The organism is Kribbella sp. NPDC051936, from assembly GCF_040680955.1.
GTDB lineage: Bacteria > Actinomycetota > Actinomycetes > Propionibacteriales > Kribbellaceae > Kribbella.
In genome coordinates this window covers 352,945-379,209 of sequence record NZ_JBFAXS010000005.1, presented here as the reverse complement: position 1 = coordinate 379,209, position 26,265 = coordinate 352,945, and the positions used below count along the sequence as shown (strand labels likewise).

Below are 26,265 nucleotides of genomic sequence, written 5' to 3'. Positions count from 1 at the left end.
CTGGGTACCGGGCGGCATCTCGTTCGAGCGGTGGGGTGACACGATGCGTTTTCCCTGGTCCCGGCACGGCGAGTGTGTTGCCGACGTGGTGGCGTACTGCGTGCGACCGGGGTGTACGCGGCACGCCACACACGCCGACCCGTTCGCGGTGTCGGACGCAGGAGAGCTCATCGAGGAGCTCACCTGCTGCCGGCACCACGAGCACGCCGGAATTCGGGTGCGGTGAATTCCGTGCCCGTTTCCGCGCGGAATCGGTGCAGCAAAAAAGAAGCCCCCGGCGGACCGAGGGCTTCGTCGGGCCGCACGTCGGCGGCGGGCCTTGCTCAGGTTGCGAGATCGACGGCCAGGCAGTTCGCGACCGCGGACGGGGCGACGTCTGGGAGGCGGACGACGAGTACGCCGTACGCCTGCTCGAAGGGGACCGGGCCGTGGCCGAGGAGGCGGACGCCGGTGACGGTCTCGTGGTCGGCGAGGCTCCGGACGACCGCGCGCCCGTCGGCCGGCCAGGCCATCTGGAAGGCGTAGAGCGTGTTGTCGCGGCGGGTGAAGCGGAAGTCAGAGCTCGTCCAGGGCACGCGGTCCTCGGTGAAGCCCTTGATGACCACCGTCGAAGGCCCTTCGCCGAACACCCGGTACGGCCGGGTGCCGTAGATGCCTTCGCCGCAGAGCCGGGTCCAGGCGCCGAGGTCGTCGAGCAGCCGCGAGCACTCGGCGTCGATCGTGCCGTCGGGCAATTGCGGGACGTTGAGCAGCAGGTTGCCGTTCTTCGACACGATGTCGACCAGCATCTCGATCACGTGTCCGGCGGTCTTGTAGACGTCGCGGACGTTGTAGAACCAGTCCCCGACCGAGGTGTCGGTCTGCCAGGGCGCGGGATGGATCTCCGGTGTCTGGCTGCGCTCGATGTCCATGATCCCGACGGCGCTGACCTCGGGGCTCCGGTCCTTCTGCTGGTACACGGCCCGCGGGTTGGTGTTGTAGAGGTGAGCGACCGCACGGAGACCAGGTGTGTAGTCCAGCTCGCCGAACGGCAGCGGCCCGTCGGTGTACAGCAGGTCCGGCTGGTACTTGTCGATCATCTCGCTGACCGCGTCGAGCCAGTGCTGGTGCCACGCCGGTTCTCCTGCGTACCACGGCTCCTGCACCACGACCTCCGGCCCGGTCAGGTAGGCGCCGTTGTCGAGGTAGAAGTCCCGGTACGCCGGATCGCCGCCGTCGTACTGCACCCCGGCGTACGGCCCGTGCCTGTCGTGCCCCTTCGCCGCGGCGAACCAGCTGAACGCCGCGCCGAGGTGCTCGGTGAGCCCGAACGGCAGCCCGCGCCGGTCCGCGGCGTCCTTCCACAGCCCGACGATGTCCTTGCCCGGCCCGACCTTCACCGAGTTCCAGGGATTGACGGCCGACTCGTAGTTGAAGAAGTTGTCGTGGTGCACGGCCTGCGCCACGAAGTACCGGGCGCCGGCGGCCGCGAAGCGCTCCATCAGCTCGTCCGGGTCGAACCGCTCCGCCTTCCACAGCTTGACGACGTCCTTGTACCCGAACTGCGACGGGTGGCCGTACGTCCGTAGGTGGTAGCGGTACTGGTCGCTGCCCTCGCGGTACATGTTCCGCGCGTACCAGTCGCCGTACCGAGGCACCGACTGCGGCCCCCAGTGCGACCAGATGCCGAGTTTCGCGTCGCGGAACCAGTCGGGGCATTCGAAGGTGGTCAAGGACTCGAAGGTTGCGTCGAACGGCACTGATTGCTCCTCGCACGATGGTGTGGACCGGCCGGCGAGCGGCCGGTCCACAGGGGTCCTACTTGTTGGGCATCTTGTCGTAGGCGGTCTGCTGGATCTCGAGGTAGCGCTTGAGTCCGAGGCCGTCGAGGCCCTTGACGTAGCTGTCCCAATCGGTGTCGAGGTTCTTCGACCCGGTGACGAACTGGAGCGCGTTCTGCTGCACGTAGTTGTCGATGTTGGTCTGCAGCGTCGCCATCTCGTTGGCCAGCGTCGGCTCGATCCACACCTTCCAGTACGGGTAGATCTTGGACTTGTCCTCCTTACCGGCGTACAGCTTGGTCGCCTCGAACAGCCGGCGCTCGTACCCGGCCTGCGAGTAGATGTCGGTGCCGATCGCCTCGGAGTTCCGGTACTGCGCGGTGTTGTTGTACTGCGCGAGCGCCTGCCAGCCCGAGTTCGGCGGCTTCGACCCCGGCTTCTGCGGGATCTGCTTGTAGACCGGCTTCAGCGATTTGTCGAGCGCGACGTCCCCGGGCTCCGGCTTCATCCAGGTCTTGCCCTCGGTGCCCCAGAAGGCGTTGATCTCGCCCTGTTCGGTGAACATGTAGTCGAGCAGCTTGATCGCCTGGATCTGCTCCTCCGGCGTCGCCTTGTTGGTCAGCACGAAGGTCGCGCCGGGCGCACTCGGGAAGTTGTAGCCGGTGAAGTTCGCGCCCTGCGGACCGGTCAGCGGTGGTACGGCGTCGTACTGCTTGTCCCGCCCGTCCGCCGAGCCGGTGTTGACGAAGATCCCCGGGTGCAGCACGGTCGCGGCGCCGAGGACGACGGTGCCGGCCTTGTTGCCCTGCTGCGACAGCGCGTCCGGGTTCTGGGTGAAGGCGCCCTTGTCGATGAGGCCTTCCTTGTACAGCGAGTTGATGTACCGCAGGCCCTCGCGCCAGCCGTCCTTGTTCGCCTGGATGTCGACCTTGCCGTCGTTCAGCACGAGCGTCGAGTTGTTGTTGCCGCTGGTGCCCTGCGGGTCGTAGATGAAGGCGTTCATGAAGTACGGGATCAGGACGTCGCGCACGTCCGCGCTGACCGGGATCTCGTCGGCCTTGCCGTTGCCGTTCGGGTCCTGGGTCTTGAACGCCTGGAGGACCTTGCGCATGTCCTCGGTGGTCTTCGGCTGCTCGAGACCGAGCTTCTTCAGCCACGCCGAGTTCATCCACAGCTTGGCCTGGTAGGTGCAGTGGAAGCAGTCCACCCACTGCGGCATCCCGTAGATCTTGCCGTCCGGCGCGGTCGCCATCGCCTTCCACTCGGGAGTGGAGTCGAGGGCCTTCTTGATGTTCGGCGCGTACTGGTCGATCAGCTGGTTCAGCGGCACGATGACGCCCTGGTTGGACAGCTTGAGCAGGTCGGCCTGCGAGAACTGGTCGACCCACGGAATCAGCAGGTACAGGTCCGGGTAGTCGCCGCTGGCCAGCGAGATCTGGCGCTTCTCCTTGGCCGGTCCGCCGTCGAACGTCGTGGTCTGCCACTTGATGCTGAGGTTGAACTTGTCCTTCACGACCTTGGTGAAGTCGTTCGTGGCCAGGTTCCAGTCGGCCGCCTGGGGTGCGAACACGTCGATGGTGACGGCAGGGTTGCCGGTCACCGTGGGCAGCGGCTTGGCCTGCTCGTCGCCCGAGCCGCCGCCGGAGCAGGCCGCAAGGGCCAGTGCCAGGAGACTCGTGCCGACGACCGCGGCCCGCCTCCGCCTTCTGAACTGTACAGACATAGATCCCTCACAGGGGGTAGAGAGGATGCGGAGGATCAGCCCTTGACGGCGCCGATCAGGATTCCCTTGGTGAAGTAGCGCGCGACGAACGGATAGATGAGCAGCACCGGCACACTCGCCACCACGATCAGCGAGTACTTGAGCAGGTCGGCCAACTGCTGGCGTTGCAGGAGGACCGAGGCGTCGACGGCGCCGCCGCCGGTCGTGTTCAGGATCAGGATGTTGCGCAGCACCAGCTGCAGCGGGAACAGATCCGGGTTCTTGAGGTAGATCAGCGCGTCGAAGTACGAGTTCCACTGCATGATCGCGTACATCAGCGCGACCACCGCGATCATCGGCTTGGCCAGCGGTATCACCACCGACCACAGGAAGCGCAGGTCGCCGCAGCCGTCCAGCTGCGCCGCCTCGGCCAGCTCGTCCGGGATCGCCGTCCGGAAGTAGGTGCGGGCGATGATCACCTGCCACACGCCGATCGCCTGCGGGATGATCAGCGCCCAGCGGGTGTCCAGCAGGCCGGCCGACTGCACCACCAGGTACGTCGGGATCAGCCCGCCGGTGAACAGCATCGTGAACAGGATCACCGTCATCACGACGTTCCGGCCGACGAGCGTACGGCGGGACATCGGATAGGCGATCGCGACCGTCATCGTGACACTGACGATCGTGCCGACGACGGTGTAGAACAGCGAGTTCACGTACCCCTGCACGATCTGCGGGTTCTCGAAGACGGCGTGGTACCCACGCAGCGAGAACTCGACGGGCCAGAACAGCACCCGGCCCGACGACACCGCCTCCGGGCTGCTGAACGAGCTCGCCACGATGTACAGCAGCGGCAGCAGCACCACCGCCAGAAACACGAGCAGCAGCAGGTACACGCAGAACAGGAACATCCGGTCGGTCCGCGACTCCCGGATCCGGCGGGCCCGCGCCGCACGGCGTTCGGCCCGCTTGCCCGGCACGGTTCTCGCTTCGGCTTGGACGCTCATGACCACAATCCGTTCCCGGTGATCCGCTTGGCCACCGCGTTGACCCCGAGCAGGAGCACCAGGTTGATCACCGAGTTGAACAGCCCGATGGCGGTCGCCGAACTGAAGTCCGCGTTCAGCAGGCCGGTCTTGTAGACGTAGGTGGCGATGATCTCGGACTCGCTCAGGTTGAGCGGGTTCTGCAGCAGGAAGGCCTTCTCGAACCCGATCGCCATGATGTTGCCGACGGCAAGGACGAGGATGATCACCGCGGTCGGCATGATGCCGGGCAGGTCGACGTGCCGGATCCGCTGCAGCCGGCTGGCGCCGTCGATCCTGGCCGACTCGTGCAGCGCCGGGTCGATACCTGCCAGCGCGGCCAGGTAGATGACCGCGGAGTACCCGGTGGTCTGCCAGACGTCGGACCAGACATAGATGTGCCGGAAGTAGTCCGGGTTCCCGAGGAAATCGACCGACGGTACACCGAAGAACCCGAGTCCCTCGTTGACGATGCCGAGCCGCGGGGACAGCACCAGGATCGTCATCGAGACGACCACCACGGTGGAGATGAAGTACGGCGCGTACGTGACCAGCTGGACGGTCCGTTTGAACAGGCCGTTGCGGATCTCGTTCAGCGCCAGCGCCAGGATGATCGCGATCGGGAAGCTGGCCGCCACGGTGTAGACCGAGAGCAGGAAGGTGTTCTTCACCAGGTTCCAGAACACCGGGTTGTGGAAGAACAGCTCGAAGTTCTGCCAACCGACCCACGGGCTCCCCCAGATGCCCTTGACGACGTTGAAGCTCTTGAAGGCCAGCACCGCGTTCGACATCGGGATGTACTTGAAGACGGCGAACCAGATCAGCGGCACGACCATCAGCAGGTACAGCGTCCAGTGCCGCCGGAAGCTGCGCCGAAGGCCTTGGATGCCGGCGCGCTCCCGGTGCCGTCGTTTCCTCGGCCGGGAGGGTGTCTCGCCGGCCGGCGGCCGGATGCTTGTCAGCGTTGCCATACGTCCTCCTCGTCCGCGCCGGCAGTCGGGACGGCCTCGGATTCGGCAGGATGATCGATAAACCTGAGCCGCCGGGGGCCGGACCGGTTCGAGCTCACCAGGTCGCCCATGCACAGTCCTCCGTCGCGAAGACGAACATTGATCCTATGAATTGCCGGGATCGTAGCGCCGTGTACGGCAATGGTCCATACTGAACGCCAATTGAGATCGCGAAAGATCCCACCTATCTCTGACAGTGAGGGCCGCCATGCCGCGCATCACCTCGGTAGAGGTTGTCGATGTCCGCTTCCCGACGTCGCTGACCCAGGACGGGTCGGACGCGATGAACAAGGACGGCGACTACTCGGCGGCGTACGTCGTTCTGCACACCGACGACCCGGCGCTGTGCGGGTACGGGTTCACGTTCACGATCGGGCGCGGCAACGACCTCTGCGTGGCCGCGGCCGAACAACGCGCGGCAGTGCTGACCGGGAGGAGCGTCGACGGCCTCTGCGCCGACCTCGGCGGGATCTATCGCGAGTTGCAGTCGGACAGCCAGTTGCGCTGGCTCGGCCCGGACAAGGGCGTCATCCACCTCGCGCTCGCCGCGGTGATGAACGCGGTCTGGGATCTCGCCGCGCGCCGGGCCGGCGTGCCGCTGTGGCGGCTGCTGTCCGAGATGTCCCCCGAAGAACTCGTGGCGGCCGCCGACCTCCGGTACCTGTCCGACGTCCTGACACCGGCCCAGGCGGTCGATCTGCTGGCGGCCAAGGAAGAGGGCCGTAAGCAACGGATCGCCGAGCTCGAGGCCACCGGCTACCCGTGCTACACGACGTCGGCCGGCTGGCTCGGGTACTCCGACGCCAAGCTGCGCAGGCTCTGCGAGGAAGCCGTTGCCTCTGGCTACAAATATGTGAAGCTCAAGGTCGGCGCGAACCTGGCCGACGACATCCGGCGCTGCGGGATCGCCCGTGAGGTGCTCGGGCCGGACGGTCACCTGATGATCGACGCGAACCAGGTGTGGGACGTCCCGGAGGCGATCGAGTGGGTGCAGGCACTGGCCGGGTTCGACCCGCTGTGGATCGAGGAACCGACCAGCCCCGACGACATCCTCGGTCACGCCGCGATCCGCAAGGCCGTCGCGCCCATCGGCGTCGCGACCGGCGAGCACGGCATGAACCGGGTGCTGTTCAAGCAGCTGTTCCAGGCCGGCGCGATCGACTACTGCCAGCTCGACGCGGCCCGCCTCGGCAGCGTGAACGAGGTGCTGGCGGTCTACCTTCTCGCGGCCTGCTTCGACGTGCCGGTCTGCCCGCATGCCGGCGGCGTCGGTCTGTGCGAGCTCGTCCAGCACCTCGCGATCTTCGACTACGTCGCCGTGTCGGGCAGCCTCGAGGGTCGCGTCACCGAGTACGTGGACCATCTGCACGAGCATTTCGTCGAGCCGTGCGTGGTGCGAAACGGCTCGTACATGCTCCCGGTGGCGCCCGGTTACAGTGCCGAGATGCACAAGGAGTCAGTCGAGACGTACCGGTTCCCGGACGGCGCCTACTGGACGTCGCGCACGGATACGGATCCACTGCCGTGACGCCGGGCAAGCTGGCCGAGCAACCCCGTACGCCGGGCGTCTCGCAGACCGACGTCGTCGTCCAGGGCATCCGGCAGATGATCATCGACCGCCGGCTCCGGCCCGGCGACCGGCTCCCGATCGAGAAGGACCTGGCGGCCGCGCTCGGAGTGTCCAGGAACCCTCTCCGCGAAGGGGTCCGCGCGCTGTCCATGATGGGCGTTCTGGAGACCCGGCAGGGCGACGGAACCTACGTCACCAAGCTCGACCCGTCGATGCTGCTGGCGCCGATGGGCTTCGTGGTCGACCTGCAGGACGGCAGTGGAACGACCCACCTGCACTCGGTACGCCGCGTCCTCGAGACCGAAGCCGCCGCGCTGGCGGCGCAGCGGGTCACCGGTGCGGAGCTCGAAGCCGCGGCCGAACTGCTCAGCCACAACGAGGCGGAGCTGGCGCTCGACGAGCCCGACCACGAGACGGTCATCGAGAACGACATCGCGTTCCACCGCATCATCGCCGGCGCGTCCGGCAACCCGGTGCTGGCCGCGCTGATCGACGCGTTGGGCGGACGCACGATGCGGGACCGGCTGCGCCGATCGATCTCCCAGCCCGGCGCCGACGAGACCGCCCACCGCGAGCACCTCTCGATCCTCGCCGCACTCACCGCCCACGATGCCGACCGGGCCCGCACCCGGATGTCCGCCCATCTGTTCACGGTCGAGGACTACCTCCTCGAGAGAGACGTCGTGAGCCCAACCACGGAATGAGACCGCGTGAACCTGTTGCGCTGGAGTACTCCTGAGCTGAGCCTGACCTTCGCCCTCGACGACGGGCCGGTGCGGCTGGTCGCCGTCCGCGACGCGACCGGCCCCGACGAGCCGGTGGTGGAGACGAGTCAGACGTTGGTCGAAGTCGCGGCTGTCGGGTCCGGACGATCGCCGAGCAGTAACCGGCACGTCGAGACGGTGCTCGGTCAGCGGCTTCGGTACGTGCGCCACGAGGACGGCGGCGACACGTTGCGCATCGTCCAAGAGGACGGAGCCTTGCGCGTCACGAGCGTGTTCGAGGCAGGCGCCGGTGTGCGTGCCTGGTCGGAGGCGTCACTCAGCGGACCCGGCTCGCTCGAGCTGACGTTCCTGTCCTCGCTGGCGGTCGGTCTTGCGTCGGTCGACGCCGATTTGTACTCCGCGGCGAACAGCTGGATGGCCGAGAGCAGGTGGTCGGCCGAGACGCTGCGGCTCGGCGCGCTGGCCGACATCGTCAGCGACGGCCATCGTCACGTCGCCAGGACACGGCACGCGGTGACGAACCTCGGGTCGTGGTCCACCGGCGAGCGGCTGCCGATCGGCGTGCTCGTCGACCGCGGTGCGCCGTACGCGCTCGGCTGGCAGATCGAGCACAACGGGCCGTGGCACTACGAGATCGGCGAGAGCCGGAACGGCGGCTACCTGCTGCTGAGCGGCCCGACGGATCAGGAACACCAGTGGAGCGTGCAGCTCACCGAGGACACGCCGTTCACGTCCGTGCCGGTCTCACTCGTGGCCGGGACGGATCGCGACACCGCGTTCGGCGCGCTCACCCGGCAGCGGCGCGCCGTCCGCCGGCGGCGCCCGGCCGACGACCGGATGCCGGTGATCTTCAACGACTACATGAACACCCTGCTCGGCGATCCGACCACCGAGAAGCTACTGCCGCTGATCGACGCGGCCGCCGAGGCCGGCGCGGACTACTTCTGCATCGACGCCGGCTGGTACGCCGAGGGCGACTGGTGGAACACCGTCGGCGCCTGGCAGCCCTCGACGTCCCGGTTCCCGAACGGGCTCGCCGAAGTGATCGACCGGATCCACACACGCGGCATGGTGCCGGGTCTGTGGCTCGAGCCCGAGGTCATCGGTGTCAGGTCCCCGATCGCCGACGAGCTGCCCGATGACGCGTTCCTCAGCCGCCGCGGCGTCCGGGTCGCCGAGTCCGGGCGCTACCTGCTCGATCTGCGCAACCCGGCCGCCCGCAAGCACCTCGACGACACCGTCGACCGGCTGGTCGCGGAGTTCGGCGTCGGCTTCTTCAAGTTCGACAACAACACCATGACCGGCCCCGGAACCGACAAGGGCGGCACGTCGCTCGGCCACGGACTGCTCGAACACCAGCGGGCCCTGCTGGACTGGCTCGACGGACTCCACACGCGTCATCCGGACCTGCTGATCGAGAACTGCGCCTCGGGTGCGATGCGGATGGACTACGCGATGCTCTCCCGCCTGCACCTGCAGTCGACCTCGGACCAGGAAGATCCGTTGCTCTACGCACCGATCACCGCGGCCGCGCCGGCCGCCGTACTTCCCGAACAGGCCGGTCACTGGGCCTACCCGATCACCGGAACCACCCGCGAACAGTTCACGTTCGCACTCGTCAACGGCGTCCCGGGCCGTCTGTACCTGTCCGGCCACCTCAACCGGATGACGCCGACCGAGCTCGACCTGGTCCGATCCGCTCTCGCGGCCCACCGGGACATCCTCAAGGATCTCGACACCCTGGAGCCGTCCTGGCCGCTCGGCCTTCCGAACTGGACCGACGAGTGGATCGCCGTGTCCCTCACCGGTCCGACCACGACGTACCTGACGCTGTGGCACCGCGCCCCGGGCCCGGCCACGATCAACCTCCCTCTCCGCCGCGCCACGATCACCCCCCACTTCCCCACCGACGACACCGACTGGACCTACACCTGGGCGGCCGACGACGTTCTCACCGTCACCACCCAGACCCCCGAACCCTCCGCCCGCGTCCTGCGCCTGACCACCATCACCTGACGCCGGTCCACTACTCCGGGAGGTCCGCCGCGGCACGGTCGGGCCCGAAGAGGGGTGAGCGGGGGCCGAACCAGGCGTCCAAAGCAGCATCGTCGCCCACTGCGCCGAACGGCGCGGCGGTGCGTTCGATCATTCGGAGCAGGGCGCGCAGGCGCCTGCAGCATTCACACATCCGGTCTCCTCCCCGCCTGTTGTATCGGGCAACGAGACCCGAGCGTTTCAGAATCGGCTGGAGTAGCGGTACGCCGACGGAGAGTGTCCGGTGTGGTTGCTGAAGACGCGGCTGAGGTAGAAGGCGCTGCGGTAGCCGCAGCGCTCGGCGATGCTCTGGAGGGTGTCGTCGGTCTCCACGAGGAGTTCGCGCGCCTTCTGGAGCCGGCGGTCCCGCAGGAACGCGACCGGTGTGACACCGAGCACAGCCTTGAACCGGCGGGAGAGCTGCGCCGGGCTGATCTCCAGGATCGCCGCCAGGTCGGCGAGCGACAGGTCCGGCGAGGTGAAGTGGTCGAGGAGGTACGTCGTGGCGCGCCCGACGAGCTCGTCGTCGAGACCGTCGCGCCGGGCGCGTCGCGTCATCAGGACGAGGTCGGTGACGACGTGCGCGGCGACGAGCTCCGCGGGGGCGTCGGCCTGCTCCAGCATCGCGAGGTCCGCGCGGAGCCGGTCGAGATCCGGCACGCGGGTGCGGCCGACGGGCGGCTCCAGGTCGGTGTCGAAGCGGGCATGGAAGAACGACGTGGGCCGCAGCATCCGGCGTCGCAGCGTCGCTCCGGGCGGGCAGACGACGATGTCGCCGAATCTCGCCTCCCCCGCGGGACGGCCGGTGATCTCGAAGGCGAAGGCCCCGGTCCGCGGCAGCAGCAGGCACCAGGTGCGGTACGTGTCGAGGCTCAGGCTGAACTCGTCGCGCGGCGCCGCGAGCAGGTGACCATCCAGGACCAGCACGGCAAAAAAGTACATGGAGACGCTCGATCCCGCCATTTTCAGGCGTCTCAGCGACGCGCGACAGTACATGCCATGACGATCACAGCCGACATCTGTGTGTACGGAGGAACGCCCGCGGGCTGCGTCGCCGCGATGACGGCGTACGACGAGGGCGCCTCGGTGATCCTGATCGAGCCGGGCCGCCGGCTCGGCGGCATGCTCAGCGCCGGGATCAAGCCGCGCCAGGACTGCCCGATCCCGGCGGCCGTCGGCGGGCTGACGCGCGACGCGGTCTTCGGCTTCGGCGACAACCCGCGCGACGTACTGCGCGCCTTCCACGACTGGATCGATTCCGCGGACATCACCGTCGTCTTCGAGCACCGAATCCGCTCGGCCGAGCGTGATGGCAACCGGATCACCGCCATCCGGCTGGAGACGTCCCAGCCGGACCCGTGGGGCGTCCCGCTGCCGGCCGGCGAGTCGGTCCCGGACCTCGAGATCAGCGCGTCGGTCTTCGTCGACGCGTCGTACGAAGGCGACCTGATGGCGCGTGCCGGTGTCCCGTACCGAACCGGCCGCGAATCGCAGGACGACTTCCACGAGGACTTCGCGGGCGTCCGCCCGGTCACGAACCGGACCGCGATCGACCCGTACGTCGACGGTGAGCTGTTGCCGCTCCTCGACCAGGATCACGGCCTGCCGGTCGGCGCCCGCGACGACTACACCCAGGCGTACAACTTCCGCTTCTACGTCACCACCGACCCGGCCCACCGTGCCGAGATCACCCCGCCCGCCGACTACTCCGCCGCCGACTACGAGCTCGTACGGCGTTATGTCGAGCACCTCGGGGACGATCTGGAGGCCCTGCGCGGGATCTTCCCGGGCTGGCTCAACTCAGGCGAGTACAACTACCAGCGCGCGTCGCTCGTCACGAACGCCCCGCTCGGTGTCAGCCGCGAGTACCAGGACGGCGACTGGGACACACGGTCCCGGATCTGGCGCCGGCACATCGACTACCTGCGCGGGCTGCACCACTTCCTCTCGACCGATCCCTCCGTACCCGAGGCCTTCCGAAAGGAGACCGCCGCGTACGGGCTCGACAAGAGCATCTTCCCCGACACCGACGGCTGGCCGCCGCAGCTGTATGTACGAGTGGCCCGACGACTCGACGGGATCTACACCCTCACCCACGCCGACGTGGTCAACCAGACCGACCCCGAAGACAGCATCGGGCTCGCGCTGTTCGGCGTGGACGTCTATCCGGTACGGCGTATCGCGCAGCGCGACCCGGAGACCGGACAGTGGGGTGTCGCCACCGAGGGCGACATGTTCATCGGCGGCCACCTCGGCACCGGCCGCCCGTACCCGGTCCCGTACCGCGCAATCACCCCGCGACAGACCGACTGCGGGAACCTGCTGGTCCCGGTCTGCCTGTCCGCGACGCACATCGCGTACGCCGCGACGCGCATGGAGCCCGTCTTCTGCGTCCTCGCCGAGTCCGCCGCGGTGGCCGCCGTACAGGCGCTGCGCGACCGCACCGACGTACAGCGAATCGACGTACCCAAGCTGCTGACCCGAATTGCCGAACGCGGCCAGGTGACCAGCTGGGGGACGCATGCAGACGTCTGACGGGCCTGCGTTCGGGGTCAACTATGTGCCGCGCGAGCAGTGGTGGAACGCCTGGGTCGACTTCGACGAGGCGTCCATTGCCGACGACCTGAACGGGATCGCAGGGCTCGGTTGCGACCACGTGCGGATCCAGTGTCTGTGGCCGGTCTTCCAGGCGTTCCCCACCTCGGTCTCGGCGACGGCGCTCCGGCGGTTGTCGACGATGCTGGATCGCGCGTACGACGCGGGGCTGGACGTCTGGGTCACCGTCCTCAACGGATTCCTCAGCGGCTGGGTGTTCCGCCCGGCCTGGATGCACGACCGGAACGTCTTCACCGACCCGCTGGCGATCGCCGGCGCTTCGACCTTGCTCGAAGCCGTCGCCGACGTCGTCGCCCGGCACCCGGCCGGCGCCGGGATCGACATCGGCAACGAACCCAACATGCTGGTCGGCAGCGAACGCGAGCCGGTGACCGGTGCGGATCTCGACGAGTGGGCGCGCGCCATGATCGACGCCGTCCGCTCGGCCGCGCCCGGCCTGCCCGTCGCCCTCGGCGCCGACCACCAGCCGTGGACGACCGGCAAGGTCGGCTTCAGCCGGACGCTGCTCGCCGACGAAGTCGACGTGACGACCGTGCACGCCTGGCCCTACTTCAGCGGTTTCCTCGGCCATTTCGGCGAACACGACGACAAGGCCTGGACGATCGGCGCCTACCTCGCGCAGGTGGCGGCCGCGCACCAGACGACACCGCGCCCGATCTGGGTCCAGGAGATCGGAGTCGCCCCTGAATGGGTGACCGAGGTCGCTGTCGAGGACGCCGCCGAGCAGCTGATCAGGCATGCGATGGCGGTGCCCGGCGTCGCCGGTCTGTCCTGGTGGGCGTCGCACGACATCCGGCCCGAGTACGCCGGCTTCAACTCGGTCGAGTACGAGCTCGGCCTGCTCGACGTCGGCAACCGGGTGAAGCCGGTCGGCCGCCGCTTCGCCGAGGTCGTCGCGGAGCTTCGGCGTGCTCCCGCACCAGAGCCTGCGGCCGAGACGGCCGGCCTGTCCGCCGGCGCGCCGGCCGACCTCGAGTTCGCGGACCGGTGGGCGAAGAGCTGGGTGGAAGGTCCGCCTCGGGTGATCCTGAACCGTTGACACCCGCCCGGTGCCGCAGCAAGGTGTGCGAAAGCGGTTTCGCAACCTCAAGGAGCCGGCATGAAACGCACCCTCGCCATCGTCCTCGGAGTCCTCCTTCTCTGTTTCGGCGGCGTCACCCCCGCGCACGCCGCCGTACTCACCCTCACCCCCATCACCCTCGGCAACGTCTTCACCGACGGTCAGCCGGTGAAGATCGGTCTCGCCACCGACGCCGGGTCGGTCACCTGGTCGGCCGCCGACGTGAACGGCACCGTCGTCGCGACCGGCAGCCAGGCCGCGGCCGCCACGCTGCAGGTGTCCGTCACCACCCGCGGCTGGTACCAGCTGACCGTCCAGGCGGGGACGACGACCGCGAAGACCACGTTCGCGATCCTCAGTCCCCTCAGTGCGTCGGCGGTCGCCGGCCTCACGACCAACCGGATCGGCGACTTCGAGAACGCTGCCGAGGGCTGGACCTTCTACCCCGGCAGCGAATTCCCCGGCGCCACCGGCAGCTTCGCCCTCAGCACCGCGGACAACCACTCGGGCACGGTCTCCGGGAAGCTGTCCGCCGACTTCGGCGCCGGCGGCGCGTACGTCAGCGTCAGCCGTCCGCTTCCCTCGGTGAACGCCACCAGCGTCAGTTTCTGGGCCAAGTCGCCGAACCTGAGCTTCCTCACCTTCCGCCTGACCGACTCGACCGGTCAGGTCCACCAGCAGCGCCTGACATTGTCGGGCGCAACTGCCTGGCAGCCGGTCGCCGTCACCCGGTTCGACGGCGGCAGGCAGTACGTGCATTTCGGCGGCGCCGACGACGGCGTCTGGCACGGCCCGGCCAAGGCGGTCGAGGTGGTGCTCGACAAGGGCGCGATCCCGGGCGCGACGAGCGGCAGCGTCACCCTCGACGACGTCACTCTCAACGCGCCGGCGGCGAAGCCGACCACGCCGCTCGGCAACTACGAGAGCGCGGCCGAAGGCTGGTCGTTCTACCCCGGCAGTGAGTTCCCGGGTGCCACCGGCAGCCTCACGTACGACACCGCCGGTCCACAGTCGGGCGCTCAGTCCGCCAAGCTGTCCGCCGACTTCTCCGGCGGCGGGAACTACGTCGCTCTCCAGCGCACGTTCGTACCGATCGACCTGCAGTCGCTCAGCCTGTGGGTCAAGACCAGCCAGGTCTCGGCGATCGGGCTCCGCCTCACCGACGCGACCGGCCAGGTCCATCAGCAGCGCCTCGCCCTGTCCGCGTCGACCGGGTGGCAGCAGCTCACCGTGACCCGGTTCGACGGCGGCACGGCGTACCTGCATTTCGGCGGCGCCGACGACGGGGTCTGGCACGGGCCGGCGAAGGCGATCACCCTGACACTCGACAAGGCCCTGATCAGCGGCGGCGGTACGACGGCCGCACTCAACGTCGACGCCGTCGCGACGACCACATCGCCCACGCTCCAAGGTGCGGGCGCGCATTTCAACTTCAGCTGGAGCCCCGACCTCGTACCGCTGATGACCCAGGCCGGTGCCCGCGGCGGCCGTGACGAGGCCAGCTGGACCGACGCCGAGAGGACGCCTGGCAGCTACTCCTTCCCGGCGAAGGTCACCACGTACCTGCAGTCGTGGCAGTCCAACGGCGTCGATCCGCTGGTCATCGCCGACTACGGCAATCCCCTGTACGACGACGTGGCCGGGAACGCGTTCGATGCGCCGTACACCGACGCCGGACGAGCCGCGTTCGCCAACTACGCGGACGCGCTCGCCACCCAGTACCCCCAGGTGAAGAACATCGCGGTCTGGAACGAGTGGGACATGAACGCGGCCGGGCCGTCGAACTACACGCCGGACAGCTACCTCGCGTTGCTCAAGGCCACTTACACGAAGCTGAAGGCGAACCACCCAGGTCTCACCGTGGTCGGCGGCGGCGACAACGACGTGAACCAGCAGGCCTGGTTCCAGACGTTCTGCCAGCTCGGCGGGCTCAAGTACCTCGACGTGGTCTCCATCCACCCGTACAACTTCCTGGGCGCCCCGGAGAGCCTCGGCGCGAAACTCGACCAGATCCGGGCCACGATCCGGCAGTACAACGGCGGCGTGGACAAGCCGATCTGGATCACCGAGGCCGGCTGGTACACCTCCGGCGGCCTGGCACCGGTCAGCGAATCCACACAGGCCATGTACCTGGCCCGCGAGATGCTCGACGTCCCCGGCCACGACATCGACCGGTACTACGCGTACGACTTCAAGAACGACGGTATCGACCCGGCCAACGAGCAGAACAACTACGGGATGGTGCACCACGAGAGCGACGCGCTCGGCAAGTACACCCCCAAGCCGTCGTACGTCGCCTACGCCACCGCGGCACGCCAGCTCCGCGGCGCGACGTTCCTCGGCAAGGAGAATCCGGGCAACGGGTTGATCGACCAGGTGTACGCGGCCAACGACGGTACGCCGTTCCGCGCGATCTGGGCCGCGAGCGGTTCGAACACCACAGTGACCGTCAACGCGACGGGGCCGATCCAGGTCACCAGCCTGTACGGCTCGAGCACCACGGTGACGCCGAATGGCAACGGTCAGGTCACGGTGACGGTCGGTGTGTGGCCGACGTACGTGTCCGGATCGACAGTGACGTCGATTACTGCGCCGTAGCTGTAACGCCGACCTCTTCGGCAACGATGTGGTGGTTGCTGCCCAGCTCGCCGGCCCCCGGCCAGGCGAGCTGGGCCTTTTCAGCGCGAGCTCGAGTTGTTCGAGACATTCCCGAAGGGCAAGATTCCATGAAACTGCAGCGCCTTGCGCTCGCACTGGCCGGCGCCGGGCTGATCGCCTCGGCCGCCGCCTCCGCTCCGGCCGCCGCCACCGGTCAGGCTGACCCGAAGCCGCGCTTCTTCAGCAAGTCCGGTCTGACCAAGACCATGTCGTCCTCGGCCACCAGCGAGGCCTGCGGCACCTCGGTCGGCGTGCCCACCGCGGCGGGCACCATGCAGGAGATCGACGTGACGGCCGGCAAGCCGCCGACGTCCTTCTCCTGGGACTCGTTCAAGTACGTGAGCAGCCGCGCCGACGCGACGTGGTACGCGGCGTTCAACTCCACGGGCACGCAGTTCTACTTCTACGGCCTGCTGTTGCAGGGCGGGAACCTGTACCGGCACACGACGTACCTGCCGGCGGATGAGACCAAGCCGTGGGTGCCCACGTTCAAGAAGGTCGGACCGGGCTGGACGACGTTCAAGTCCATCGCCACGTCGAACTACAGCGTCGCCGCGCCGCGGCACGCGTACCTGTACGGCCTGAACACCAACGGTAGCCTGTACCGGTACCAGATGGTCGGCACCAGCTTCCGAGGCCTCGGCCCGATCCCGGGCTTCCGCGGCTTCAAGGCGATGACCGTGCTCAGCGAGACCGCGACGTACGACACGCTGCTGATGACGACCACGGCCGGCGCGCTGTGGACCGCCCACATCCCGGTCGCGGCCGGCGCCAAGCCCGTCATGAAGCTGATCCGCTCCAGCGGCTTCGCGGCGTACGAGTCGATCGTCGTCGAGGGCTGCGGCACCCGCGGCGGCTCGCTCGTCACCGGCGTGGACCACGACACCCAGTCCGGCTACCTGTACGCGATGAGCAAGGCCAACGGCTCCGCGACCGCGCTCACGTCGTACGGCAAGATCCCGGGCGTCTTCAACGGCGTCAGCCACGTCCTGCTCACCACGCACTACGACCAGCTGGTCGGCGAGTAATCTCCCGAAACACCCAAGAGGGGGCGCCGCGCAACCGCGCGGCGCCCCTTTGCCCGGTCAGGCGGACTTGTGCCGCGCGCCGCCTTCGAGGTGGATCGTCTCGCCGGAGACGAAGCCGGCGCGGAGCAGCCACATCACCGCGTCGACCACGTCGTCGATCTCGCCGTGCCGGCCGACGAGGGTCCCGGCCGCGCTCTTGCCGAGGAGGCCGGCTTTCGCGTCGGCGAGCCGGTCCCAGGCGCCGGAGTCGATCACGCCGGGCGAGACCGCGTTGACCCGCACCGGGGCGAGGTCCGCGGCGAGGTGGCGGGCGAGGTACTCCACCGCGCCGTTCGTCACGCCCTTGACCAGCGAGCCCGGCCCCGGCCGCCACGCGACGACGCCGGAGAACAGCACGATCGACCCGGCGGGCCGCAGCACCGGCGCGAAGTGCTTGGCAACCAGCATCGGCCCGATCACCTTCGCGGTGACCGCCTCGACCAGCTTGGCGTGATCCAGCTCGGCCTGCGCGGACGTCGTGCGGTGCCGAACCGGTGGTCACGATGTGGTCGACCCCGTTCGCGAGCCCGTCGGCCGCCGCCGCGATCGACGCCTCGTCCTGCAGGTCGATCCGTACGGCGGTCCCGCCGATCTCGTCCGCGACCGCCCCCTCCGCCGCTCCGTCGCGCGCCCCGACCACGACCTCGTACCCGTCCTTCGCCGCCCGCCGCGCGACCGCCGCCCCGAGCGCGCGGGCGCCGCCGATGACCAGGATCCGCTCCATGTTCGTCACTCCCTCTCGTAGGATCGGGTGCAACGGTATGGATTTGATACCGGTATCTTCAACGGAACTGGAGTCCCCCATGGGCAAGGCGTACAACGTGATGGCGGCGACCTGCCCGAGCCGCACCGTGCTGCACCGGATCGGCGCCCGGTGGACCGTGTTCGTCGTGAACGCCCTCGCCGACGGACCGCGCCGCTTCACCGAACTGAAGGCACACATCCAGGGCATCACCCCGAAGGTGCTGACCGAGACGCTGCGCTCGCTCGAGGCCGACGGGCTGATCAGCCGGCACGAGTACGACGAGAACCCGCCGCACGTCCAGTACGAGCTGACTCCGCTGGGGCGGTCCCTCCTCGTCCCGCTCCGCGCCGTACGGCTCTGGGCCGAGCAACACGTCCCCGACATCGAGGCCGCCCGCGCCCGGCACGGCGCATGACGGCCCACTGACACGAGTGCGGCACGAGTGGGTACCGGGTGGGCGAGGTGATTGCGATGTACGACGTGTTGGTGCTGGTCGAGGAAGAGATCAGCGTGGCCGACGCCAAGGAACTGGTGGAGCTGTACGCCGGTAGAGCGGACGCGGTGCAGTTCCACGTGCTGGTTCCGTGTGAGAACGCGCGAGCGCAGGTCGAGGCGTCACTGACCGGGCTCGCCGGGTCGGACCTGTTCGGGATGCCCAGTCAGCGGTACGCGTTCCGGCCGGACGAGGACGTACGGAGGGCGGCGGACGACGCGCAGCGAGCGGTCGACGCCGAGGCGGCCGCGGCACTCGAGCGCAGCGTCGGGCGGCTGCGCTCCTTCGACCGGGACGCGGACGGCCTGATCACGCATCGGCACCCGGTCGACGAGCTCGTCGACCTCATTCCGCGCGTGCACGGGCAGGAGGTCGTCGTCCTCACCCGCCCGCACGTCATCGCCGAACTCCTGCACGTCGACTGGTCGGCCCAGGCGCGCCGCCACCTCGGCGTACCGGTCCTGCACCTGCTCGAACAGCAGCCTACGGAGTGACCATGATCTGCGCGGCGTTCGCCTTCAGCGAGGCGTTCGCCCAGCGCAGCTGACGCAGGGTTTGCGGATGGCAGGACTTGGTCAGTTCCAGGAGCTCGTCGTCCTTGAGCGCCTGGGCGGTCTGGGCGAGGATCTCCCAATCGAGCGAGACGCCGGCGGCCCTGCGATGGATCTCGCGCAGATCCCTCAGCAGCAGGAGCGCCGGGTCATGCTGCCCGCCGAGGAGCTCCGCGCCCATGTGCCGTGCGGCCGTCAGCAGACCGGCCTCCTCGTGCGGCTCCGCGTCCAGCCCGACGCCGTAGTTCTCCCCGTGTTTCGCCAGCGCGCGGACGTGGTCCTGGGACCAGCGGGCGAGGTCCCGGCCGAGGTAGAAGATGTCGTGGTCCGCCTTGTGCCGGCTGGAGGCGCGCAACAGCTCCGCCGCCAGATCGTTCTCGGCACGATGCAGCTCGCGAAGCGCCAGGCCTACTTTGTTCGTCATCGGCTGCCTTCCTCCGCGGCCAGGTACTCCACAACCGCAGCGTCGTCACCGCCGCGGGTCGGCGGCACCCGGCCGCCGACCGGCTTGGACGCCGTCGTGGTCGGCGCCGGGGCCGGTGTGTCACCGACGGCGATCCGTTCGGCCCGGGCCGCCGCGCATTTGAACAACGGTTGCTTCGAGCACGGATCCCAGTCGGTGACCGTCAGCTCGTTCGCCGCCCGCCCGGACTGGCCCTGCGCCGCGTCCCAGTACCCGTAGTGGAACGGCAGGAACAACGTCCCCTGCCGGATACCGCTGATCCGCAGCTTCGCCTCCACCCGCCCCCGCGGCGTGGAGATCCGGAGCAGATCGCCCTCGCTCCAGCCGTGCAGATCGGCGTCGTACGCCGACAGCTCGACCCAGACGTCCGGCGCCGCGTCCCGCAACTGCCGGACCCGTCCCGTCTTGGTCCGGGTGTGGAAGTGGTACAGCGTCCGTCCGGTGATCAGCAGGTACGGGTACTCCGGCGTCGTCGGCTCGTGCGCGGGCAGGTACTCCGCGGCCTTCAGCACGGCCTTCCCGGAGGGATTCATCGCCTTGTACTCGACCGGATCCAGCGGCGCGCCCGTCAGCAGGTCCTTGCCGTAGCTCTCGCAGTACGACGGGGAGCTCCAGAACTCGCCGTCCACGTAGATGCGCTCGGTCCCGTCCGGATGCTCGTCGTTGCACGGCCACTGGATCCCGCTCCCGCCCCGCAGCTTCGCATAGCTCAGGCCGCTGTAGTCGCACGGACGTCCCGCGCTGCACGCCTTCCACGCCTCGAACGCGCCCTCGGCGTCCGACCACTTCACCAGCGGCTGCCCGTCCTTGTCCTTCAGCTCGAGCCGCCGTGCGTAGTCGACGAAGATGTCCAGGTCGGCACGCGCCATCCCCGGCGGGTCCACCGCCTGCTCCGACAGGTGCACCGTCCGGTCGGCGTTCGTGAACGTCCCCGTCTTCTCGCCCCAGGTCGCGGCCGGTAACACCACGTCGGCCAGCTGCGCGGTCTCGGACAGGAAGATGTCCTGGACGACGAGGAACAGGCGTTCCTGGGTGAGAATGTCGCGGATCCGGCGCAGCTCGGGCAGCGACACCGCCGGGTTCGTCCCGCTGACGTAGAGGAACCGGATCGAGCCGTCCTCGACGTACCGCAGCATCTGCATCAGGTGCGTCGGCTCGGAGTAGTGCGGGATCTGCTGCGGCTCGACGTTCCAGACTTTCGCCAGGTCGGCCACCTGTTCGTCGTTCGCCCAGTTCCGGAAGCCCGGCAGGTCGCCGTCCGCGCCGCACTCCCTGGTGTTCTCGGCCGTCGGCTGCCCGTTCATCTGCAGGATCCCGCAGCCCGGGCGGCCGAGCATCCCGCGGATCAGGTTCACGTTGTTGACCTGGACGGCGGCCGCGGTCGCCTGGTGGGACTGGTAGAACCCTTGCAGCACGGTCGACAGCAGCCGCTCCGCCGTCCCGAGCAGGCGTGCCGCGTCCCGGATGTCGCCGGGCGCGACGTCGCAGATCGCGGCGGCCCACTCCGGGTCGCAGCCCGCGACCTGTTTCTCGAGCTCGTCGTACCCGACGGTGTGCCGGTCGACGTACTCACGATCGATCCAGTCGTTGGCGATGATCTCGTGCAGGAGCGCGTTCATCAGCGCCACGTTCGTCCCGGGTCGCGGCGCCAGGTGGATCGTCGCGGCGGCGGCCACCGGCGTACGGCGCGGGTCCACGCAGAGCACCCGCGGCGGGTTCGGGCCGGCGAGCCGGTCGAGGATCCGGGTCCACAACACCGTCTGGGTCTCGGCCATGTTGTGCCCGTAGAGGGCGATGACGTCGGCGTGATCGACGTCGGTGTACGAGCCGGGCTGGCCGTCGCACGCGAACGACTCCTTCAGCGCGGCCGCCGCGGTCGCCGTACACAGCCTGGTGTTGCCGTCCAGGTGGTTCGTGCCGATGCCGCCGTGGCCGATCAGCGCGAGGGTGTAGTACTCCTCCAGGAACAGCTGGCCCGTGGTGTAGAAGCCGATCGAACTCGGGCCGCGCTCGGCGAGCAACTCCTGCGTGCGCCCGGCGACCGCTGTCATCGCGGTGTCCCAGTCGGTCTCCACGAGCTGTCCGTCGCGCCGGATCAGCGGCGTCGTGAGTCGATCGGCCGCATTGTTGGCCTGGTAGCCGAACAGGTCCTTCGGTCCCAGCCGGCCGTGGTTCACGCGGTCGACGGCGCGGCCGCGGACGCCGACGATCCGGCCGTCCTTCACCGCGATGTCCAGCCCGTCGCCGTTCGAGTGCAGGATCGTTGCCGACTGCACCCACTCGTCGACGTCCGCCGGGCCCAGCCCGTCGTCCAGGCGCAGATCGACCCGCTGCGGCCAGTCCTCCCCCGGCCCGTACGGCGTCCGGGTCCCCCAGGGTTCCGCGATCCGGTCGATCCTTCCCATCTCGGGCCGGTGCCCTGCCCGACCGGCGGCAAACCACGGACGACCTCACGATTCGGCCGGCTCCGTTCGGGTACCCGGAGGGAGTCCCGGGCCGCGGTACAACCATGCGCCGCACTTCGCCGGGACGGACACGGACAGGGCACCCGCAATGGCAACGAGTAGTCCAGTCACCGTTTCGTCGCGTCGCTCCGAATCCCGCCGGCTCGAGCAACTGCTGCGCGCCGCGCACGCCGCCCGCGGACGACGACGCGCAGAGCTCCTCGACGAGGCCATCGTCGCCGGCCTCCCGCTGGCCCGGACGCTGGCCCGCCGCTTCCGCGGCCGCGGCGTGGACAACGACGATCTCGAGCAGGTCGCCGTCGAGCACCTGATCAGGGCCGTCCGCAACTATCGGCCGACCGACGACTCCGACTTCCGGTCGTACGCCCTGCCGACGATCCGGGGCGGGATCCGGCACCACTTCCGGGACAACGCGTGGGCGATCAGACTCCCGCGCCGCCTGCAGGAGATCCAGGGCCGGGTGAACAGCGTCCAGACTGCGCTGGCGGTCGACCTCGGGCACTGGCCGACGTACGCCGAGCTCGCGGAGGCGACCGGCGTCGACGTTGCCGAGGTTCGGGCGGCCGAGCAGGCGCGGGGTTGTTTCCAGCCGACCTCACTGGACGCCGAGCGGGCTGCGGAGGGCAGCTGGAACCTCGGCGGGCAGCTCGCCGATCCGCGCAACACCTACGAACTGGTCGACCAGGTCCATTCGTTGTGGCCGGTGGTCAACGAACTGCCCGAGCGCGATCGGCTGATCCTGCGCAGGCGTTTCGTCGACCACCTGACCCAGGCAGAGATCGGCGCCGAGATCGGCATCAGCCAGATGCAGGTCTCCCGGCGCCTGCGGACCATCATGAACCGCCTCCAGTTGGCGCTGTCGGCCTAGGCCCTCTCTGGTGACCTAGCGGCCGACCGCCTTGGCGAGCTCGGCCTTGCTCATCGAGGAACGGCCCTTGATGTTCTTCTGCTTGGCCTCGTTGTAGAGCTGTTCCTTCGTGCGGCCCTTCGACCCGCTGTGCGACCGCAGACCGCCGCGGCGCCCGGAGGAGATGTCGTCGGTCGACGACCGGCTCTTCTCCTTCGCCTCACCGGCGCGGGCGCGTTCCTTGTTCACGGTGCGCGCCGCGATCTCCTCGGCGACGTCCTCGCTCCGGCCGCGCTCCTTCAGCCCCGCCTTGATGTGCTCGTACTGCCGTTCCCGCTTGCGATTCGATCCTGCCGGCATGTTCGTCACGCTCCTTCCGCCCGTCCGGTACCCGGAGCTCCGCCGGGCAAGCGGGCGCATGGAGTGCCGACGGGCGGGCACCGGTGCGTCATCACGTCGGCTCGCAAGGAGGCAGACATGAGTACCGTTCCCGCCCCGCAGGGCCCGGTTCCGCCGGTGGTGCCGCTCCCCGATCCGGACCGCCCCGCCGGCGACGATCCCGATCTGGACCCGCACCCCGAACCCGAGCCCGACCCGGACGAGAACCCGGACGAACAACTCCCCCGCGATTCCTGATCCGAGGCTCAGCCGAGCGGTACGTCGGTGACGACCGCGTAGTGATCGGACGGCGGGCGGCCGTGGTCCTCGTCGAAGCCGGCGAGGTGGGTTCTGCGGGAGGCCAGGCCGTCGTTGGCCAGGATGTAGTCGATGCGGTGGTCCTCGAGCCATTCGCCGTGACCGAGGTACGGGTTGCGGGAGCTGTACGTCGCACCGTCGTACCCGTTCGGCTTCCAGCAGTCGTCGAGCACGGCCAGCAACGGCTTCAGCTCGGGTCGGTCGGGCGGGGCGTTCAGGTCTCCGGCCACGATCACCTCGTCACCGCCCGCGCTGAGCTCGGACACCAACGCGGCCAGCGCCTCGGCCTGGGCCAGGCGCTCGCGTTCGTGGTTCTCTTCCCAGTCCAGGCAGCTCGTGACGAAGTGCAGGCTCTGCGCGCCCAGGCGGATCTCCGCCCGCAGCGCGACGGTGCCCTCCGACAAGTTGTGCTGCTCGACCTCCCGCAACGGGAAGCGACTCAGGATGCCCAGTCCGAGATGGACGTCAGGGTCCGGGTCCCGCGGCATCCGGGACGGCGCGAACGCCGGCGACATGCCCAGCTCGAAGCCCAGCTGGTGGGTCTGAGAGCGACCGTCGGCACGCCAGGTCTCCTGCAGTGCAACGAAATCCGGTCGTTGCGTCCGTACCGTCTCCGCGATCGCCCGCTGCCGGCGCAACCACCGGTCGCCGAACCGTCCCCAGACGTTCCACGTCATGAACCTCACGACTGTCTCACCCTTTCGTCTTCCCTCGCCGGTACCCCGCGGATCCGGCCGCCACGCAGCGGTTTGCGCAGCCATGCCGCCCGGGAACCGGGTGGGGGTGGAACCTTGGGAGGGGTTATGACTGTCGGTGGCATTGACACCTACTACGACTACGACGAGCAGCAGTGGAAGTTCCGTCGGCTCGGGGGCGGGCCGGTGCGCCGGCACCCGGTCTGCCCGGAGCCGCGCCGGGAGCCGGAGACCGACAAGCGGCAGGCGGCCGGCCCGCGGGTCTCGCCCGAGTCCGGCGACGGCTGACACCCCCAGGCGGCCGGCCTCGCGCAAATGCTGGGAGCGTGCGGGGGGTGTGTGCTCAACCGGCGTGCGAAGTCGACCGCCCTCGCAGTCAGTCTCCCACCCTGCGGACACCTCGAACGGAACCGTCCGAAACCGTCCGCATTCCGGTGCTTGCCCAGGTCTGCCATCGGTTCGGCGGAGCAGCGGACCCTGCAACGGCGAGTACTCGTAGTAGCCGCGCACGTCGGCGGCGGAGTCGGCGCTCGGTCAGGCTTCTGAGCGCTTCTCGGCCAGGAGTTTGAGGCGCTTCAAGGTCTCCGCGTTGCGCGGGTGCAGCGCCAGGTTCGCGACGGCCGGCGGCAGCAGCGAGATCGGTCCGCTGGTCGCCTGCTCGGTCATCACGACTCGACAACCCGTCGGGGTCTCGGTGGCGCGGAACTCGACCTCACCGCGACCCGCCGGCCACACCCGGACCTGCAGTTTCAGCCGCCGCAGCGGCTCGTACTCCAAGGCCGTCGTCGTGTCGTCGATCACCAGCGGCCAGGCACCCACCGAGTGGTGGATCCGCCCACCGGCTTCGGGCCATGGCGGATCGACGTCCCGGATCCGGGACGCGCCGACCACCCACGCGGCGTACGACCAACCGTCGGTCAGGATCGCGAACACGTCGTCGACGCTCGCGTCGATCAAGCACTCGTTCTCACTCACGCTGCACCCGGTACCCCGTCCGACACTTCGCCACGCTGTGCAACCAGGAGTGGGAGGCCCTGCCGGAGGGAACCTGAGCGCCATGAAAATCGGCGTACTGGACATCGGATCGACCACCGCGCAACTCCAGGTGACGGAGGCGGTACCGGGCGCGCCCCCGCTCCCCACCCATGCCTTCAAGCAGCGCATCCTGCTCGGCGAGGCGCTGCAGCCGGACGGCACCATCGCGGAGGACGGGATCGACCGGGTGATCGACGGTGTCCGGACGGCCGCGACCGTCGCCCGTGACCTTCAGGTCGACCGGCTCTACGCGTTCGCCACCTCCGCCATCCGCGACGCCACGAACGCGGGCGACATCGCGGCCCGGCTCAGCGCCGAGACCGGCATCCATCCGCGGTTCCTGAGCGGCGAGGACGAGGCACGGTTGACCTACCTGGCGGTGCGGCGGTGGTACGGCTGGTCGGCGGGACGGTTGCTGGTGCTGGACATCGGCGGCGGCTCGATGGAGATCGCGCTCGGCCGCGACGCCCAGCCCGACGTCGCGGTCTCGCTGCCGCTGGGCGCCGGCCGCCTCACCCGGACGTTCCTGCCGGACGACCCGCCGAGCGCCGATCAGCTCCACGCGCTGCGCCACCACGTACGCACCACCCTGCGCCAGGTCTCCGACCGCCTGCTGTGGGAGGGCGATCCGAAGCAGGTCATCGGCAGCTCGAAGACCTTCAAGCAGTTGGCCCGGCTGGCCGGTGCTCCGCCGCAGCGGCGCGGGCCGTTCGTGCGCCGGTCGCTGGCCCGCAAGGACGTACGCCGTTGGCTGCCGCGGCTGGCCGCCATGTCCAGCGCGGATCGCGCCGATCTGCGCGGCATCTCGCAGTACCGCGCGCGGCAAAGCCTTGCAGGAGCCGTGGTCGCGAACGCGACGATGAGCACCCTCGACATCGAGAACCTCGTGGTGTCGCCCTGGGCGCTGCGCGAAGGCATCCTGCTGCACCACCTCGAGACCGTCACGGACCAGGAGCATCCCTCGACGGTCGAGTCCCTGCAGCCCGCGACCGCCCTCGCCCCGGTCCCGGCCGTGGTGACCACCATCAACCGCTGACGCCGGCCACGG

At 69.0% G+C, this 26,265-nt stretch carries 25 protein-coding genes; 14 read left to right on the top strand and 11 right to left on the bottom strand.

The genetic code is table 11. From position 1 onward, the window contains the following. The first annotated feature begins 43 nt into the window (after window positions 1–43). Window positions 44–226 (top strand): hypothetical protein, encoded by a 183-nt coding sequence (locus tag AB0L64_RS19450; RefSeq protein ID WP_363711800.1) that lies wholly within the window; start codon window positions 44–46, stop codon window positions 224–226. Between the two features lie 97 nt (window positions 227–323). Here the strand turns inward: AB0L64_RS19450 and AB0L64_RS19445 are convergent, their stop codons facing one another. Genes AB0L64_RS19445 through AB0L64_RS19430 form a run of 4 tightly spaced genes read right to left on the bottom strand, consistent with a single transcriptional unit; the run spans window position 324 to window position 5,458 of the window. Then, the gene (locus tag AB0L64_RS19445; protein WP_363711798.1) at window positions 324–1,739 is read right to left on the bottom strand and encodes an alpha-L-fucosidase; all 1,416 of its coding nucleotides are present in this window, start codon (window positions 1,737–1,739) and stop codon (window positions 324–326) included. Window positions 1,740–1,797: 58 nt separating this feature from the next. Further along, entirely contained in the window at window positions 1,798–3,483 is a 1,686-nt protein-coding gene (locus tag AB0L64_RS19440; RefSeq protein WP_363711796.1) for an ABC transporter substrate-binding protein, read from the bottom strand. A 35-nt stretch (window positions 3,484–3,518) separates the two neighbouring features. Next, on the bottom strand, window positions 3,519–4,469 hold the full coding sequence (locus AB0L64_RS19435) for a carbohydrate ABC transporter permease (RefSeq protein WP_363711794.1): 951 nt from the start codon (window positions 4,467–4,469) through the stop codon (window positions 3,519–3,521). Further along, on the bottom strand, window positions 4,466–5,458 hold the full coding sequence (locus AB0L64_RS19430) for an ABC transporter permease subunit (RefSeq protein WP_363711792.1): 993 nt from the start codon (window positions 5,456–5,458) through the stop codon (window positions 4,466–4,468). The genes AB0L64_RS19435 and AB0L64_RS19430 overlap by 4 nt, the downstream gene beginning before the upstream one ends. A gap of 247 nt (window positions 5,459–5,705) precedes the next feature. Between AB0L64_RS19430 and AB0L64_RS19425 the strand changes: the two genes are divergently transcribed. The 3 genes from AB0L64_RS19425 to AB0L64_RS19415 are packed head-to-tail and all read left to right on the top strand — an operon-like array spanning window position 5,706 to window position 9,808. Then, window positions 5,706–7,025 (top strand): L-fuconate dehydratase, encoded by a 1,320-nt coding sequence (locus AB0L64_RS19425; protein ID WP_363711790.1) that lies wholly within the window; start codon window positions 5,706–5,708, stop codon window positions 7,023–7,025. After that, complete coding sequence (locus AB0L64_RS19420; protein ID WP_363711789.1) at window positions 7,022–7,771, top strand: FCD domain-containing protein; 750 nt, start codon at window positions 7,022–7,024, stop codon at window positions 7,769–7,771. Before AB0L64_RS19425 ends, AB0L64_RS19420 begins: the two co-directional genes overlap by 4 nt. 6 nt (window positions 7,772–7,777) lie before the next feature. Beyond that, window positions 7,778–9,808, top strand: a complete 2,031-nt coding sequence (locus AB0L64_RS19415; RefSeq protein ID WP_363711787.1) for a glycoside hydrolase family 36 protein — start codon at window positions 7,778–7,780, stop codon at window positions 9,806–9,808. Between the two features lie 219 nt (window positions 9,809–10,027). On the opposite strand, the gene AB0L64_RS19410 is transcribed toward AB0L64_RS19415, so the two are convergent. Continuing rightward, window positions 10,028–10,753 carry a helix-turn-helix transcriptional regulator gene (locus AB0L64_RS19410; RefSeq protein ID WP_363711785.1) on the bottom strand — a complete coding sequence of 242 codons (726 nt, stop codon included), beginning with the start codon at window positions 10,751–10,753 and terminating at the stop codon, window positions 10,028–10,030. A gap of 72 nt (window positions 10,754–10,825) precedes the next feature. On the opposite strand from AB0L64_RS19410, the gene AB0L64_RS19405 reads away from it, so the two are divergent. The 4 genes from AB0L64_RS19405 (at window position 10,826) to AB0L64_RS19390 (ending at window position 17,188) form a co-directional block, all read left to right on the top strand. Further along, a complete protein-coding gene (locus AB0L64_RS19405; protein WP_363711783.1) occupies window positions 10,826–12,361 on the top strand; it encodes an FAD-dependent oxidoreductase in 1,536 nt (511 codons plus the stop codon). Continuing rightward, a complete protein-coding gene (locus AB0L64_RS19400) occupies window positions 12,348–13,481 on the top strand; it encodes a cellulase family glycosylhydrolase (protein ID WP_363711781.1) in 1,134 nt (377 codons plus the stop codon). The genes AB0L64_RS19405 and AB0L64_RS19400 overlap by 14 nt, the downstream gene beginning before the upstream one ends. Window positions 13,482–13,541: 60 nt before the next feature. After that, the gene (locus AB0L64_RS19395; RefSeq protein ID WP_363711779.1) at window positions 13,542–16,100 is read left to right on the top strand and encodes a glycosyl hydrolase; all 2,559 of its coding nucleotides are present in this window, start codon (window positions 13,542–13,544) and stop codon (window positions 16,098–16,100) included. 128 nt (window positions 16,101–16,228) lie between these two features. Then, window positions 16,229–17,188: a hypothetical protein gene (locus AB0L64_RS19390; RefSeq protein WP_363711777.1), complete on the top strand. Its 960-nt coding sequence runs from the start codon at window positions 16,229–16,231 to the stop codon at window positions 17,186–17,188. Between the two features lie 57 nt (window positions 17,189–17,245). Here AB0L64_RS19390 and AB0L64_RS19385 read toward each other — a convergent pair whose 3' ends face one another. After that, a complete protein-coding gene (locus tag AB0L64_RS19385) occupies window positions 17,246–17,647 on the bottom strand; it encodes an SDR family oxidoreductase (RefSeq protein WP_363711775.1) in 402 nt (133 codons plus the stop codon). Between the two features lie 83 nt (window positions 17,648–17,730). Between AB0L64_RS19385 and AB0L64_RS19380 the strand changes: the two genes are divergently transcribed. Next, entirely contained in the window at window positions 17,731–18,387 is a 657-nt protein-coding gene (locus AB0L64_RS19380; RefSeq protein WP_363711773.1) for a helix-turn-helix domain-containing protein, read from the top strand. A gap of 56 nt (window positions 18,388–18,443) precedes the next feature. Further along, window positions 18,444–18,959 carry a hypothetical protein gene (locus AB0L64_RS19375; protein ID WP_363711771.1) on the top strand — a complete coding sequence of 172 codons (516 nt, stop codon included), beginning with the start codon at window positions 18,444–18,446 and terminating at the stop codon, window positions 18,957–18,959. Here the strand turns inward: AB0L64_RS19375 and AB0L64_RS19370 are convergent. Further along, the gene (locus AB0L64_RS19370) at window positions 18,949–19,440 is read right to left on the bottom strand and encodes a hypothetical protein (protein ID WP_363711769.1); all 492 of its coding nucleotides are present in this window, start codon (window positions 19,438–19,440) and stop codon (window positions 18,949–18,951) included. The two genes, AB0L64_RS19375 and AB0L64_RS19370, sit on opposite strands and share 11 nt — an antisense overlap. After that, window positions 19,437–21,884, bottom strand: coding sequence for a nitrate reductase (locus tag AB0L64_RS19365; RefSeq protein WP_363711767.1), 2,448 nt, complete (start codon window positions 21,882–21,884; stop codon window positions 19,437–19,439). The genes AB0L64_RS19370 and AB0L64_RS19365 overlap by 4 nt, the downstream gene beginning before the upstream one ends. A 148-nt stretch (window positions 21,885–22,032) precedes the next feature. Between AB0L64_RS19365 and AB0L64_RS19360 the strand changes: the two genes are divergently transcribed. Beyond that, entirely contained in the window at window positions 22,033–22,812 is a 780-nt protein-coding gene (locus tag AB0L64_RS19360) for a sigma-70 family RNA polymerase sigma factor (RefSeq protein ID WP_363711765.1), read from the top strand. 15 nt (window positions 22,813–22,827) lie between these two features. On the opposite strand, the gene AB0L64_RS19355 is transcribed toward AB0L64_RS19360, so the two are convergent. Continuing rightward, on the bottom strand, window positions 22,828–23,151 hold the full coding sequence (locus tag AB0L64_RS19355; protein WP_355697569.1) for a plasmid stabilization protein: 324 nt from the start codon (window positions 23,149–23,151) through the stop codon (window positions 22,828–22,830). Window positions 23,152–23,268: 117 nt separating this feature from the next. Here AB0L64_RS19355 and AB0L64_RS19350 point away from each other — a divergent pair, with 117 nt between their 5' ends. Beyond that, on the top strand, window positions 23,269–23,427 hold the full coding sequence (locus AB0L64_RS19350; RefSeq protein WP_363711763.1) for a hypothetical protein: 159 nt from the start codon (window positions 23,269–23,271) through the stop codon (window positions 23,425–23,427). A gap of 8 nt (window positions 23,428–23,435) precedes the next feature. Here AB0L64_RS19350 and AB0L64_RS19345 read toward each other — a convergent pair whose 3' ends face one another. Beyond that, on the bottom strand, window positions 23,436–24,164 hold the full coding sequence (locus tag AB0L64_RS19345; protein WP_363712370.1) for an endonuclease/exonuclease/phosphatase family protein: 729 nt from the start codon (window positions 24,162–24,164) through the stop codon (window positions 23,436–23,438). Window positions 24,165–24,290: 126 nt separating this feature from the next. On the opposite strand from AB0L64_RS19345, the gene AB0L64_RS19340 reads away from it, so the two are divergent. Next, window positions 24,291–24,470 (top strand): hypothetical protein, encoded by a 180-nt coding sequence (locus tag AB0L64_RS19340; protein WP_363711761.1) that lies wholly within the window; start codon window positions 24,291–24,293, stop codon window positions 24,468–24,470. A 246-nt stretch (window positions 24,471–24,716) separates the two neighbouring features. On the opposite strand, the gene AB0L64_RS19335 is transcribed toward AB0L64_RS19340, so the two are convergent. Beyond that, entirely contained in the window at window positions 24,717–25,157 is a 441-nt protein-coding gene (locus AB0L64_RS19335) for an SRPBCC family protein (protein ID WP_363711759.1), read from the bottom strand. Window positions 25,158–25,239: 82 nt separating this feature from the next. Between AB0L64_RS19335 and AB0L64_RS19330 the strand changes: the two genes are divergently transcribed. Further along, window positions 25,240–26,253: a Ppx/GppA phosphatase family protein gene (locus tag AB0L64_RS19330; RefSeq protein WP_363711758.1), complete on the top strand. Its 1,014-nt coding sequence runs from the start codon at window positions 25,240–25,242 to the stop codon at window positions 26,251–26,253. The last annotated feature ends 12 nt before the right edge of the window (window positions 26,254–26,265 follow it).

Excerpts from the sequence above, each read along its gene's own strand:
- AB0L64_RS19330 (WP_363711758.1), top strand. The coding sequence starts at position 25,240 with ATGAAAATCGGCGTACTGGACATCGGATCGACCACCGCGCAACTCCAG.
- AB0L64_RS19360 (WP_363711765.1), top strand. The coding sequence starts at position 22,033 with ATGGCAACGAGTAGTCCAGTCACCGTTTCGTCGCGTCGCTCCGAATCC.
- AB0L64_RS19430 (WP_363711792.1), bottom strand. The coding sequence starts at position 5,458 with ATGGCAACGCTGACAAGCATCCGGCCGCCGGCCGGCGAGACACCCTCC.
- AB0L64_RS19355 (WP_355697569.1), bottom strand. The coding sequence starts at position 23,151 with ATGCCGGCAGGATCGAATCGCAAGCGGGAACGGCAGTACGAGCACATC.
- AB0L64_RS19340 (WP_363711761.1), top strand. The coding sequence starts at position 24,291 with ATGACTGTCGGTGGCATTGACACCTACTACGACTACGACGAGCAGCAG.
- AB0L64_RS19450 (WP_363711800.1), top strand. The coding sequence starts at position 44 with ATGCGTTTTCCCTGGTCCCGGCACGGCGAGTGTGTTGCCGACGTGGTG.
- AB0L64_RS19395 (WP_363711779.1), top strand. The coding sequence starts at position 13,542 with ATGAAACGCACCCTCGCCATCGTCCTCGGAGTCCTCCTTCTCTGTTTC.
- AB0L64_RS19345 (WP_363712370.1), bottom strand. The coding sequence starts at position 24,164 with ATGACGTGGAACGTCTGGGGACGGTTCGGCGACCGGTGGTTGCGCCGG.
- AB0L64_RS19405 (WP_363711783.1), top strand. The coding sequence starts at position 10,826 with ATGACGATCACAGCCGACATCTGTGTGTACGGAGGAACGCCCGCGGGC.
- AB0L64_RS19365 (WP_363711767.1), bottom strand. The coding sequence starts at position 21,884 with ATGGGAAGGATCGACCGGATCGCGGAACCCTGGGGGACCCGGACGCCG.
- AB0L64_RS19435 (WP_363711794.1), bottom strand. The coding sequence starts at position 4,469 with ATGAGCGTCCAAGCCGAAGCGAGAACCGTGCCGGGCAAGCGGGCCGAA.
- AB0L64_RS19390 (WP_363711777.1), top strand. The coding sequence starts at position 16,229 with ATGAAACTGCAGCGCCTTGCGCTCGCACTGGCCGGCGCCGGGCTGATC.
- AB0L64_RS19350 (WP_363711763.1), top strand. The coding sequence starts at position 23,269 with ATGAGTACCGTTCCCGCCCCGCAGGGCCCGGTTCCGCCGGTGGTGCCG.
- AB0L64_RS19375 (WP_363711771.1), top strand. The coding sequence starts at position 18,444 with ATGTACGACGTGTTGGTGCTGGTCGAGGAAGAGATCAGCGTGGCCGAC.
- AB0L64_RS19370 (WP_363711769.1), bottom strand. The coding sequence starts at position 19,440 with ATGACGAACAAAGTAGGCCTGGCGCTTCGCGAGCTGCATCGTGCCGAG.
- AB0L64_RS19380 (WP_363711773.1), top strand. The coding sequence starts at position 17,731 with ATGTGGTCGACCCCGTTCGCGAGCCCGTCGGCCGCCGCCGCGATCGAC.
- AB0L64_RS19425 (WP_363711790.1), top strand. The coding sequence starts at position 5,706 with ATGCCGCGCATCACCTCGGTAGAGGTTGTCGATGTCCGCTTCCCGACG.
- AB0L64_RS19440 (WP_363711796.1), bottom strand. The coding sequence starts at position 3,483 with ATGTCTGTACAGTTCAGAAGGCGGAGGCGGGCCGCGGTCGTCGGCACG.
- AB0L64_RS19400 (WP_363711781.1), top strand. The coding sequence starts at position 12,348 with ATGCAGACGTCTGACGGGCCTGCGTTCGGGGTCAACTATGTGCCGCGC.